Here is a 12,345-nt window from a genome sequence, read left to right as displayed (position 1 = left end):
AGTGAGGGGCGCGGCGCTCCCGTCATCGTTGCGGAGCCGGGCCGGAGGTGAATAGAGTGGCCGCGTGAATCCCCCTCACCAGGAGTCTGTCTTGCTCGTCCGTGCCCGCTCCCTCGCGCTCGCTGTGGGTCGCGCCACCCTCTCTGCCTCGCTTCCAGCGCTCATCACCTGCGCAGCCGCCTGCGGCCCCGCCGCGCCGGCACAGGAGCCGACCCAGCCGCCCGCCGATTCCGCAGCTCCCGCGCCCGCCCCTGCCCCCACGCCGGCCGCGCCGGCGTCGCCCGCTGTCGACACGGCGCTCGGCGGCCGGCTCTTCGACAAGTTCTACGGGAAAAAGCCGCCGTTCTCGGCCTTCGTCCCCGACAGCTCGAAGACCCAAGGGGTCCTGGATGGTCAAGGCGGTCCCTCGGGCAACGGGACGCTGAAGCTCGGATCCGGAGAGGTGATGAACAACGACGCCGGCCATGACTACCGGCTCAAGAACTTCTTCGGCTGGGACCTCAAGGGACGCGAGGGCATCTATGGTCCGAGCGCCATGGCGAAGGGATACGCCGTCTCGCGGAACCTCCTCGGGGGACGCGAGACACAGGAGGAGCTCGTCGCCCTGTTCACGAAGGGAGATCGCGAGATCCCCGCGTACGGCGACGTGCTCACGCCCCCGCAGATCGAGGCCGTGGCCGCGTTCGTGATCGGCGTCCGCGACGGCGCGCTCCCGCACCCCGACCAGATCTTCGCGATCAAGCCGCCGGCCCAGGGGCATTACGCGCTCCTGTCGGGCGGCGACGCCGCTCGCGGCAAGGCCCTCATCAAGGAGCGGTGCTCCTCGTGCCACGGCGACGACGGGACGAAGATGCTGTTCGACGACGGCGCCTACTCGCTGGGCTCGCACGCGCGGCAGAAGGCGTACGAGGACTGGCACAAGATCCTGAACGGTCAGCCCGGCTCGCCCATGGGCCGTCAGGTCCGTGGGAGCACAGGCAAGGAGATGGCGCAGGAGCTCCTCGATATCCTGGCGGCGCTCTGCGATCGCGGGGCGTTCCCTCCCGGAAAGGCGACGGCGAAGGACGTCGAGAACGGCGACGGGCGCTGCGGCGCTTACCTGAAATAGCTCGTTCGCATGGGGCGACGCCGGCGCCCCTGGCCGCCGTTGCGCGCCCCGCGCGGGTGCTAGGGTGGCGCTCATGTCGAACGTGCTCCGAGCGACGCTCCTGAGCCTCGTCGGCAGCCTCGCCCTCGGCTGTGCTTCCCCGGGCCCGCCCGCCGCGACGGCGACACACTCGACCCCCGCAGATCTCGTGATCACGGCCGGCGTCGTCCGGACGATGGACCCCGGGAAGCCGCGCGCCGAGGCGGTCGCCGTGCGCGGCGAGCGGATCGTCTTCGTGGGCAGCGCGGCCGACACGAGGGCCTTCGTCGGGCCGGGGACGCGCGTCGTGGAGCTGCCGGGGCGCGCGATCGTGCCCGGGCTCGTCGACGGGCATGCCCATCTCTACGGGCTCGGCGTCGCGCTGGAGACGCTGAGCGTGCGCGGCACCAGGAGCGCCGGGGCGGCGGCGGCGCTCGTGGCCGAGGCGGCCAGGGCCCGCCCGAGGGGCGAGTGGATCACCGGGCGCGGCTGGGACCAGAACCTCTGGCCGGGCGCCGCGTTCCCCACGCACGCCCCGCTCGATGCAGCGGCGCCGGAGCACCCGGTGGCGCTCCGCCGCGTCGATGGGCACGCGCTCTGGGCGAACGCGGCGGCGATGCGCGCGGCCGGGGTCGGCAAGGGCACGCAGGATCCGCCGGGCGGCCGCGTCCTGCGCGACGCGGCGGGCGAGCCGACGGGCGTCTTCATCGACAACGCGATGGGCCTCGTCGAGGCGAGGATCCCGGCCGACCCGCCCGCCGTGCGCGAGCGGCGCATCCTGCGCGCGGCCGAGGAGGCGCTCTCGGTCGGGCTCACGGGCGTGCACGAGATGGGCATCGACGACGAGACCGTCGCCGTCTACCGCGCGCTCGCCGCCGCCGGGCGGCTGCCGATCCGCGTCCACGCGTACCTCGCGGGCGAAGGGCGGCTCGAGGGGCTGAAGGGGCGCGCGCCCGACGTGGACGCGACGGGCACGGCGATGTTCGTGCTGCGCGGGGTCAAGCTCTTCGCCGACGGCGCGCTCGGCTCGCGCGGCGCGGCGCTCCTCGAGCCGTACGCGGACGATCCCTCGACGAGCGGGCTGCTGCTGATGGATCGCGAGGCGCTCGCGCGCGCGGCGCGGCTCGTCGCCGACGCGGGCTTCCAGCTCGCGGTGCACGCGATCGGCGACCGCGCCAACCGCGCGGTGCTCGACGCGTTCGAGGCGCTCGGCCCGGGGCGGGCGGCGGCGCTGCGGTTCCGGGTGGAGCACGCGCAGATCCTCTCGCCGGACGATCTGCCGCGCTTCTCGGCGCTCGGCGCGATCGCCTCGATGCAGCCGACGCACGCGACGAGCGACATGGCGTGGGCGCCCGCGCGGCTCGGCGCCCGTCGCCTGAGGGGCGCGTACGCCTGGCGGTCGCTGCGCGCGTCGGGCGCGCGCCTCGTGTTCGGCTCGGATTTCCCGGTGGAGGAGGCCTCGCCGCTGCTCGGCATCCACGCGGCCGTGACCCGGCAGGACCTCTCGGGCGAGCCCCCGGGCGGGTGGATGCCTGAAGAGCGGCTCGACCTCGACGAGGCGCTCCTGGCCTTCACCGCGGCGCCGGCGTACGCGGCCTGGGCCGAGGGCCAGCGGGGCCGGATCGCGCCTGGCTACGTGGCCGATCTGACGGTCCTCGGCCGCGACCTCTCGCCCGATCGCTCGCTCGTCGACACGCCGATCGAGATGGTGGTCGTCGGCGGCCGCGTGGCGCGCGCGCCGGCGCCGCGGTGAGCGGCGTTCGTGCTGCGGGCGGCGCTTCGTCCGGACCGCCAGGAGAGGTCACGGCCACGCAAACACAAGGAGGAATGAGAGCATGCTGGCACGCTACCAGATCGTCCGCGGGCACCGTCCGGAGGGCGATCCATTGCCAGAGGGCAAGCGGTACGACACGCGCAAGCACACGCAGCACGTCCTGAGGCCCACCCCGGAGATCGTCGAAGAGTTCCTGTCCGACCCCTCGCCAGCGGGCTTCAAGCGGTTTCGCGCCGCGTACATCGCGGTGCTCGACGAGCGGTTTGCGGAGCAACCGGGGCGCTTCGACGCCCTGGCGGAGGAGGCCCGGCGAGGCGACGTCTTCCTTGGCTGCAACTGCCCCACGGCGCGCCAGCCCGACGTCCGGCACTGTCACACGTGGCTGGCCCTGGAGTACATGGCCCGAAAATACCCGGACCTGGACGTGAGGCTCGGCGCGCGGTGAGCGGTGTTCAGGCGTGATCGATCGGCGCGGGCTTCGCCTCTCGCCCACGCGTTCAAGGCAGCTCGGGTATCGCGCTGGCGCCGGGCGCCGCGCGATACCCGCGGTTCAGCGCCGCAGCCGTGAGCAGCAGTCGTCCGTCCCGGGAGCGGCGCCCGCGGGCCGCTCGAATCGGATTGAGGAGGTCGAGTTGGACGAGCCTGGAGCCGTCCACGACGCGAGGAGTCCACCGCCGAGCCGCCCGCGCCCCTGCTCGTTATCCGCTGCGGTGTGGCGGCGCGATCGAGGACGCGCCGTGAACGGCGCCGTCGTGCCGCAGTGTGCAGCATGTTGCATTCTGCGGCACTTCCGCTGCCAGGCTAGATTTTTGCACGAGGAGCTCGGCCGACGTGGCGCCGGCCTGGCGCCGATCAGGGGAACGCGATCTGGAGCGAAGCACCTCACCCCCCGGGACGGAGGTCAGCGCGGGTGTCGCGAGCGCGCTGGAGTGGGGCCATTCTGATGAAAATCCGGGCTAGCTCGCCGCGCCCGATCTGGGCTAGGGTGCGCGGCATGGAGCTCGCCTGCGAGCCGACCGCACCCGTATCCGGGTATCCGTCGTGCTCGCGCTGAGCGCGCCACCCAGCGACCTGGGCCCGTGACAGAGGCCCATGGAGTCTCGACCATGAACGAACTCTTCGATAACCGAAGCGCGAGGCGCCGTCCCGGCCCTCGCTCCTGGCCCGACGCCCATCGCGTGTCGCGGCGACCCACGGGCCTCTCGCCTCGACTCGCCCTCGCCTTGCTCGTGGGCGTGAGCCTCGGCGCGGCGGCCTGCGGCGGCGTCACCGCGTTCGAAGGGGGACGGGCGTTCACGATCGTGGGCCAGCCGCCCGCGCCGCCCCCGCCGCCTCCGCCCGAGAAGAAGCGCGTGGAGGTCACGGAAAAACAGATCGTCATCAACGAGAAGATCCTCTTCGAGCACGACAAGGCGGCGATCCGGACGGAGTCGCACAGCCTGCTCAACGAGGTCGTCGACACGATCAAGAAGCACCCGCATATCAAGAAGATCGCCATCGAGGGGCACGCGAGCTCCGATGGAGCGGATGAGCACAACCTGAAGCTCTCGGATCGCCGCGCCAAGGCCGTGATGGAGTACCTCGTCCAGCACGGGATCCCTCAGGGCATGCTCACCGCCAAGGGCTACGGCGAGACCAAGCCCATCGCGGACAACGAGTCGGAAGAGGGGCGTGAGAAGAACCGCAGGGTCGAGTTCAACATCGTCGAGCAGGACGCCGCGAAGGCCGCGGGGGGAGAGCAGTAGATGCTGGTCCTGGATCGAACCACGAATGCTGCTCCCGGCAAGGAGGCGCGCATGAAGCAATGGCTCTTCGGAATTGTCCTGGTGGCCTCGTCGAGCGCGTCCGCGGGGTGCTCCTTCGCCCTGCGGAGCCCGGAGATGTACCGGGACGACACGGCCGCGCTGCTCGCGACGCGGGAGGAGCAGATCCGGGCGTGCTACGACGCGGAGCTCGCCCGGAATCCCGGCGCCGAGGGCAAGGTCACCATCACCTTCCTCGTGCTCGAGGACAGCGGCCGCCTCACGGACATCGTCGTCGACGAGGAGGGCACCACCGCCTCGAAGGAGGTGTCGAAGTGCGTCGTGGAGTCGATCGACGGGCTCGTCCTGACGCCGGCGGATGAGAACAAGGGCAAGGGGAAGTTCGTCTGGGAGTTCACTCCCCGGGCCCCGAAGGCGTAGCCGAGACGTCGAGCGGCCAGTCGCCGGAGGACGCGGCTACGGGAGCTCCCACTCCTGCGCGTCCCCCCGGCACTCAGGCCCGCACGCTTCGCCGTTCGGGTACGAGACCTGGTACCTGGGGGTGAAGCTCCGCTCTCCGATGACATCGCCGTCCCGCCGCACCACGACGTCGACGCGCGCCGGCGTGCCGCGAACCGTGATCCCCTGGACGGAGTGGCCGGGGCTCGGGGTGCAGGACTGCGAGATGGCGCCGCCGTTCGTCGTCACCGTGCATCGCATCGCCGCATTCACCGAAACAGCGACCGCCTCGCTGCACTGGACGAACACGCCGCTTCCGCCGGGCTCGGGCGGGTTCGTCCAGGTGTAGGAGCACGACACCTCGTCTCCGTCCACCGAGATCTCCAGGGCGTACTCTCCCGCTGCCCAGGTCCTATCCGCCGTCGTGGTGATGATGGAGAAGTTGTCGTTGCAGTCTGCCTCCGAGCAACCCAGCGTGACGCAGCCGTACGCGGCGGCGCTCGTGGCCAGCACGGCGACGAGCGCGAAGGCATTGCGCGAGCAGGGTCCGAGTCGAACGAAGCAAGAAAGGGATCGAATCATGGGGGCCATCCTCTCTCCGGCGGAAGCGCCGTGCATCGACGCGCAGGCGTAGCAATGGGCAGGCCATCTGCGCGGATGGAAGAGAGCGGCTCTCCAGGGGTCTTGCACCATGCGCGCCGGAGCGAGCCCTGACATGCGTGTCACGCTGTTGCGCGCCAACGACTCTCGGGATCACCGCCGCAGCAGCGCCTCGGTCCCCGCCTGCGTGCTGCCCAGGGTGGCCCACCGCCCCGCGAGCTGCCTGCCCTCGATTGCATAGCTCACCACGCCGACCGGCTGGCCCGGCGACCAGCCCACGACGAGCTGGTCGCCCGAGCGGAGGCCCACCCCCTTCAGCGTGCCGGTGCTCAGCGTCCAGGTCACCGCGTACGTGTCGCCCGTCGGCGCGATGACGACCGTCCCTTTCCGGGGGCCCTCCACGATACGATAGCTGCCGGTCAGGCCCTCGGGCCCCTGCAGCGTCTCGACCTCGATCTGGCCGGGCCGATCCGTCGAGATCCACTGCCCGCGCAGGCGGTCGCCGTCGATGCGGTAGGCGGCCGCGCCGTACGGGCCGCCGCTCGCCCAGCCCACGGCGACCGTCTGCCCCTGCACGAACGCGATGCCCTCGTAGCCGGCGCCCTTCGTGATGATCCACGCGATGCGGTACGTGTCCCCGCTCCTCGACAGGAGGACGTTGCCCGCGTAGCTGCCCTGCCCGCCCGGATTTCGCGACGACGTGATGTCGTACGTGCCGGCCAGGTCGGGGGCGCTGCTCGCCGCGGCGCCGGATGGCCCGAGGGGCGGCGTCGGCGCGTTGCCGGTGGCCGCGCCGGCGCTCCCGTACGACGGCACGAGCGGCGCTGTGACGGTGCCCTCGGCCGCGCTCATGCGCTGGAAGATCACGAGACCGGCGATCACGACGGCGGCGACGGCGAGCAGCCCGCCGACGACGATCGCGAGCACGAGGCCCACGGGCGCGCCGCGACGCGCCGGGACCGGGACGAGCGCGGAGGTGCCGCCGGCCATGCCGCCGACCTCGGTGCGGGCGATCGGCGCGTAGGTCGGCAACGGATAAGCCGGCGGAGCCGGCGTGAGCTGGCCGGGCGGCGGCGCCGGGGGCCGGTGCGAGCCGGCGGGCCCGTGCGAGGCCGCGGCGAGCACGGGGTCGAGCGCCGCCATCGCCTGCGCCGCGTCGGGGAAGCGCGCGCGGGCGTCGCGGGCGACGCACCGGGCGAACCAGGCGTCGAAGCCGGCGGGGATGACGTGGGGGCAGCCGAGGTGCGCGGCGCGGGCGGACGGAGGCTCCAGCGGGTTGAACAGCACCTCGCGCATCAGCGACATGACCGAGGCGCTCGGCCCGCGGACCGGCTCGACCCAGTAGAGGCGCCCGGTGAGCAGGTAGAAGGCGAGCAGCCCGAGCGCCCAGACGTCCGACGCGGGGGTGACCTGCGCGGCGAGCTCGGTCTGCTCGGGGGCCATCCAGAGCGGCGTCCCGACCGACGCGGTCATCGACGAGGTGGCCCGCGTCTCGGCCACGACCTTCGCGACGCCGAAGTCGAGCACCTTCACCTTGAAGCGGACGTTCTGCTGCCGCGGCCGCGCGATGAAGACGTTCTCGGGCTTGATGTCGCGGTGCACGACACCCGCGCGGTGGGCCGCCCCGAGCGCGTGGCAGAGCTGCCCCATCAGCTCGCGCACCTCGTCGGGCGGCAGCGGGCCGCGCTGCGCCACCACCGCCGCGAGGTCAGAGCCGTCGAGCAGCTCCATGGCCAGCCAGGGCGTCTGCGTCGCCGGATCGACGCCGGCGGCGACCACCTCGACCACGTGGTCGCTCTCGATGCGCGCCCCCACCCTCGCCTCCCGCTCGAAGCGCTCGCGGAAGTGCGGGTCCTGCGCGAGCTGCGCGTGCATGAGCTTCACCGCGCGCGGCTTGCCCGTGGAGATCTGCTCGGCGACGAGCACGGCGCCCATGCCCCCCTGGCTCAGGGGCCGGACGATGCGGAAGTCGCCCCCGAGGACCGTGCCGGGAGCGAGCGGTGCGGCTGTCGTGGTGTGGAACATGGCGAGAGGGGACCCTTCGGGCGATGCCGCGCATCGCGCCCCGGTAGCGTACCCCCGGACGCGCGCGCCAGGGGGCGCCACGGAGCCCCCGGCGTGCCGGGAGCGCTCAGCCCCCGTCCCTCGCGATCTCGACCAGGATCCGGTTCGCTGCGCTGAGCCGGACAGGATGGGTCTCGAGACGCTGCCCGCCGCTCAGGGCCTCTCCCGTCTCCACGTTGAGCTCATGGCTCAGATCTCCGCCAGGCCGATGTCGAGGGTCGCGAGCCCGCGCACCCCTTCGGGCGCGCCGACGGAGAGCTCCAGCACGCTCTCCGGGTGGATGTCCTCGACGATGACGAGCGGCACGTGGATCGCCGCCTTCGCGCCGAGGGGGAAATAACGCATCGGGTGGCCGTCGCGCGTGAGGAGCAGGTAGATGAGCTCGGCGCTGGAGTTGCCCGCCCGCAGGTAGATGAGCTGCGCGCGCTTGTCCCGCGGGACCGTGTATCCGATCGCGGGTCGGAGGGGGACCGGTCGTTCGAGGCCCTGCCCCTCGAACGCGTAGACCCCCTGTATGAACCTCGGTGTTTCCAATGGGACCTCCCGGCCGATCGCCGGACGGGCGCGCACCGAGCGCGCCGCGCGCGGCGCTCTGCGACGGCACGGGAGTGATACGGCGCGCACCGTTTCGAGGGCACGTTGCCGGACGACGCGATCCCGTGTAGGTCGTGTTTCCAAGGTGTTGCGATCGTCGTTGTCGTCCTCGTCCCGCCCGGACAGCGCTGCAGAGCTCGTCGTGGTCGGGGCCGGCTCGGCCGGGGCCGTGATCGCCGCGCGCGTCACCGAGCGCGCGGATCGCGAGGTCCTGCTGCTCGAGGCCGGCCCGGACTACCCGGACCCCGAGCGCCTGCCCGCCGACCTGCGGGACGGCACCCGCAACTCGTGGCTTGCGCACGACTGGGGCTACCGCCACCGGCCGACCCCGGGGCAGATCATGTTCCTCTTCCCGCGCGGCAAGGTGGTCGGCGGCTCGTCGGCCGTGAACACGTGCATCGCGATCCGCGGCCAGCCGTACGATTACGACGAGTGGGCCGCGCTCGGCCTGCCCGAGTGGGGCTTCGACGCCTGCCTGCCCTACTTCAAGCGCCTCGAGGACGACCGCGACTTCGGCGAGCCCTGGCACGGCAAGGGCGGCCCGGTGCCCATCCGCCGGGCCCGGCGCGAGGAGCTCGTGCCCTGGCAGGCTGCGTTCGTGGACGGGTGCAGGGCGCTCGGCCACCCCGCGTGCGCGGACACGAACGATCCGCGCGCGCCCGCGGGCGTCGGGCCGCACGCGATGAACAAGATCGACGGCCAGCGCATGAGCGCGGCGCGCTGCTACCTGACCGCCGAGGTCCGCCGGCGGGAGAACCTGCGGCTCCGGCCGCGCACGACGGTGCGGCGGGTGCTCGTGCGCAACCGCCGCGTCGAGGGGGTCGAGATCGAGACGGACGGGCGCGTCGAGGTGGTCGCGACGCGCAAGGTGGTGCTGAGCGCGGGCGCGATCGCGACGCCGGGGATCCTGCTGCGCAGCGGGATCGGGCCGCGCGCAGAGCTCGCGCGCCTCGGCGTGCCGCTCGTGTCCGACGTGCCGGCCGTGGGGGCGCGGCTGCTCGACCACCCGGGGGCGGCCATCGGCCTGTGGCCGCGCCGCCGCGGGCTGATCGACGTCCTGCGCCAGCCGCTCGTCCAGACGGTGCTCCGCTACACGTCGCGCGGCAGCGCATACCCGAACGACATGCAGCTCCAGCCGGGCTCGTTCTTCCCGCTGCACCCGCGCCTCACGATCCCGGCGTTCGCCATCGCGTGCTGCATCGGCAAGCCGCGCGGCGTCGGCCGCATCGAGCACCTCAGCGCGGACCCGCACGCGCGGCCCCGCATCGTCTCGAACATGCTCGTCGACCGCGACGACCTCGCGCGCGCGGTCGACGCGATGCAGCTCGCGTACGAGGTCGCCCGCACCGCGCCGATGCGCGAGCTCGGCTGGTTCCTCTGGCCCACGGAGCGCACGCTGATGCGGCGCGAGGCGCTGGAGCGGTGGATCACGAGGAGCTGCGGCTCCGGCTACCACCCGTGCGGGACGGCCCCGATGGGGCCCGAGGGGGACCCGGCGGCGGCGGTCGACGGGCGCGGGCGCGTCCGCGGCGTCGAGGGGCTGATCGTCGCGGACGCGAGCATCATGCCGACCATCCCGAGCGTGAACACGAACCTGACCGCGCTGATGATCGGCGAGCGGTTCGGCGAGTGGCTCCGCGAGGGCGCGGCGTAGAGCCTGCCTGTTGGTCCACGCCGCCTACGTGGCGGACTGCATGCTCCCCCGCGCCGCGCGGTAGTCGGTGAACATCGATCCCACGATGTTGGCGGCCCCTGTGGCAATCTGGAGCATCGCCGCGAGCGGCGCGCGCTTCGTGTACCCGAGCACGAACGGCGCCGCGATCACCGACGCGCCCCACGCATAATCCAGCACTTCATGCACCTCGATCGGGATCAGCTTCGCCAGGCTGAGCCGGTAGTCGGTGAGCAACGACACGGAGATGACCGAGGCGCCCAGGATCGCACCGGCGATCTTTGCCTCACGGCGGTGGGAGGCGAGCCCGGCCATGGCGACCATGAGGCCGTTCGAGTAGTCGAGGACGGAGTGGACGTCCTGGGGGACGACGCGCCGGATGGGCAGGACGCCGAAGAGCAGCTTCGACGGGATCGCCGCGTTCTTCTGGACGGCCGGCGCGGCGGCGGCGCCGGGGCGGGTGACCTCGGGGGACAGCAGATCTTCGGTGCTCGGATAGATGGCGGATTGCGTCATGAGAAACCTCCCGCCTCGCGCCCTAGCAATCCGTGGACCGGCGACCGGACGCCGTGGAACACCCGATCGCGGCCGCGCTCGCTCGCCTTGCGTCTTTCACGATCATGCAGGGACACCAGACCTGACTCGTCCACTGCTGATCTTCCCGCGAGCTGGGCGGGCCACCGACGGTAGCCGCGAACCGGCTCTCGCCTGATCGAGGCCCGCTACCGGAGGATCTCCTCGAGGAGCGCGTTCGGCTCCCCGCGCCGATCGTCGCCGAACGAGGCGACGCCGAGGCCGTAGTACTGGTTCATGATCGTGAACCAGAGATCGCGGAGCTGGCGGTCGCTCCCGACAGGGTCGTAGGCGACGTGCGCGTCGTTCAGGAAGACGCCGTCGCCGCCCAGGAGGACGATGGGCAGGTCGTACGCGTCGTGATCGTGCGTGCGCATCTCGCTCATGTACACCATGACGGAGTGGTCGAGCACCGTCCCGTCGCCCTCGCGGATCGCGTCGAGCCGCTGCGCGAGCTGCGCTGTTTTCTGGCCGAGCCAGCAGTTGATCGCCGCGAAATCGAGGTTGCTCTCCTCGATGATCCTGTATCTGCCGTCCTCGGTCGCGCGGTCGAGGTTGCCCGCGAGGTGCTGGGAAGCGTGGAAGTGCAGGCTGCTCTCTGCCCTGTACTCGAGTCCCACCTTCGCGCGGACGTCCTCCGGGATGCACCGGTACTCGAACTCGGACCGCGAGTCGTCGAGCATGTGGGTGACGACGCGGGTCACGTCGCATTGAATGGCCATGACGATCAGATCGATCATCACGTTGGCGTGGTCGTCGTGCCTGTACTCGCCGGCCTCGGTGCTGTCGTTCTCGTTCAGCCCCTCCTCCGGGCCCGGCGGCTCGGGGACGACCCCGGGCTCGCGGACGGGGGTGCAGCCGGTCATCGTCGCCTGGACGCGGGTCACGTTCTTCTCGGTCTCCCGCAGCGCGTCGAGGTACTGCTGGACGATCTGGCGATCTTCCGCGCCGACCCGGTTCATCAGCGAGCTCGCGTCCGCGAGCACGGCGTCGATCACGCTCTTCTCGGTCGCCGCGCGGCGCGCGGCCTCGATCCTGGCCTGCGCGGCGGTCTGCCCGGCCGCGGGCTCCGCGTACGCCGCGCCCGCGTTGACCAGCGCGTCGAACACCGCCTTCGGGTTCACCGAGCGCTTCAGCGGCTCGCGCGGGCTCTTCCAGGAGATCGCCTGGTTGTAGGCGTAGCTGCGCTCGTCGAAGAAGCCGGGCTTGACGCCGAGCCCCGTCTGCAGCGACGGGACGCGGGTCGCCTGCAGCGGGCCCGCCTTCTGCGCGATGATCTGGTCGACCGAGACGCCGTTGCCCACCCACTCGCCGAGGTCCTGGCCGAGCTCCCGCCCGAGCTCGTCGGCGTCCACGCAGGTCGACAGCGCGGCCGTGAGGCGCGAGTGGGAAGGCTCGATGTAGGGCCTGAGCTCCTTGCTCCACGTGTAGTTGCCGAGGCGGCTGATCATGAGCATCTTCGACTTCACCGGCGCGAAGTGCTCGAGCACCCTCGGCAGCTTGAAGTCGGCGCCCTCCAGCGTCTTGCCGAACGCCGGCGCCGTCTCCCACCAGTGATGGGGCGCCCCGTTCGGGAAGGTGCAGAGCAGGAATCGCTTCGGGGTGCCGGCCTCCCCCGCGCGCGCCCCGCGCGGCTCGAGGCTCTCGAGCCACGGCAGCGCCAGGCAGACGCCCGCGCCCCGCAGCAAGGCCCGGCGCGACAGTCGCCGCTTCATGTGCACATCGCTCCTTCGCGCCCGGC

The 12,345-nt window shown here is 72.2% G+C and carries 11 protein-coding genes; 6 read left to right on the top strand and 5 right to left on the bottom strand.

All coding sequences use genetic code 11. The annotated features are described in order from the left end of the window. The first annotated feature begins 91 nt into the window (after window positions 1–91). The 5 genes from WME96_RS17895 (at window position 92) to WME96_RS17875 (ending at window position 5,083) form a co-directional block, all read left to right on the top strand. Window positions 92–1,108, top strand: a complete 1,017-nt coding sequence (locus WME96_RS17895) for a hypothetical protein (RefSeq protein ID WP_437291329.1) — start codon at window positions 92–94, stop codon at window positions 1,106–1,108. 73 nt (window positions 1,109–1,181) lie between these two features. Next, entirely contained in the window at window positions 1,182–2,879 is a 1,698-nt protein-coding gene (locus tag WME96_RS17890; protein WP_437291328.1) for an amidohydrolase, read from the top strand. An 82-nt stretch (window positions 2,880–2,961) separates the two neighbouring features. After that, a complete protein-coding gene (locus WME96_RS17885; protein WP_437291327.1) occupies window positions 2,962–3,345 on the top strand; it encodes a hypothetical protein in 384 nt (127 codons plus the stop codon). 733 nt (window positions 3,346–4,078) lie between these two features. Continuing rightward, on the top strand, window positions 4,079–4,645 hold the full coding sequence (locus WME96_RS17880) for an OmpA family protein (protein WP_437291326.1): 567 nt from the start codon (window positions 4,079–4,081) through the stop codon (window positions 4,643–4,645). A 51-nt stretch (window positions 4,646–4,696) separates the two neighbouring features. Further along, window positions 4,697–5,083, top strand: a complete 387-nt coding sequence (locus tag WME96_RS17875) for an AgmX/PglI C-terminal domain-containing protein (RefSeq protein ID WP_437291325.1) — start codon at window positions 4,697–4,699, stop codon at window positions 5,081–5,083. 36 nt (window positions 5,084–5,119) lie between these two features. Here WME96_RS17875 and WME96_RS17870 read toward each other — a convergent pair whose 3' ends face one another. The 3 genes from WME96_RS17870 to WME96_RS17860 form a co-directional block, all read right to left on the bottom strand. Continuing rightward, window positions 5,120–5,683 (bottom strand): hypothetical protein, encoded by a 564-nt coding sequence (locus tag WME96_RS17870; RefSeq protein WP_437291324.1) that lies wholly within the window; start codon window positions 5,681–5,683, stop codon window positions 5,120–5,122. A 171-nt stretch (window positions 5,684–5,854) separates the two neighbouring features. After that, window positions 5,855–7,726: a serine/threonine protein kinase gene (locus WME96_RS17865; protein WP_437291323.1), complete on the bottom strand. Its 1,872-nt coding sequence runs from the start codon at window positions 7,724–7,726 to the stop codon at window positions 5,855–5,857. 228 nt (window positions 7,727–7,954) lie between these two features. Continuing rightward, a complete protein-coding gene (locus WME96_RS17860; protein ID WP_437291322.1) occupies window positions 7,955–8,299 on the bottom strand; it encodes a molybdopterin oxidoreductase in 345 nt (114 codons plus the stop codon). 160 nt (window positions 8,300–8,459) lie between these two features. On the opposite strand from WME96_RS17860, the gene WME96_RS17855 reads away from it, so the two are divergent. Beyond that, complete coding sequence (locus WME96_RS17855) at window positions 8,460–10,013, top strand: GMC family oxidoreductase (protein ID WP_437291321.1); 1,554 nt, start codon at window positions 8,460–8,462, stop codon at window positions 10,011–10,013. 24 nt (window positions 10,014–10,037) lie between these two features. Here WME96_RS17855 and WME96_RS17850 read toward each other — a convergent pair whose 3' ends face one another. Beyond that, window positions 10,038–10,547 (bottom strand): SPW repeat domain-containing protein, encoded by a 510-nt coding sequence (locus WME96_RS17850; RefSeq protein WP_437291320.1) that lies wholly within the window; start codon window positions 10,545–10,547, stop codon window positions 10,038–10,040. A 206-nt stretch (window positions 10,548–10,753) separates the two neighbouring features. Further along, window positions 10,754–12,319, bottom strand: a complete 1,566-nt coding sequence (locus WME96_RS17845; protein WP_437291319.1) for a DUF1552 domain-containing protein — start codon at window positions 12,317–12,319, stop codon at window positions 10,754–10,756. Between the last annotated feature and the right edge of the window lie 26 nt (window positions 12,320–12,345).

It is taken from the genome of Sorangium sp. So ce406 (assembly GCF_051474675.1).
Taxonomy (GTDB): Bacteria; Myxococcota_A; Polyangia; order Polyangiales; family Polyangiaceae; genus Sorangium; species Sorangium cellulosum_G.
Note: the sequence above shows the minus strand (reverse complement) of the source record. Positions and strands in the feature narration are given on the sequence as shown.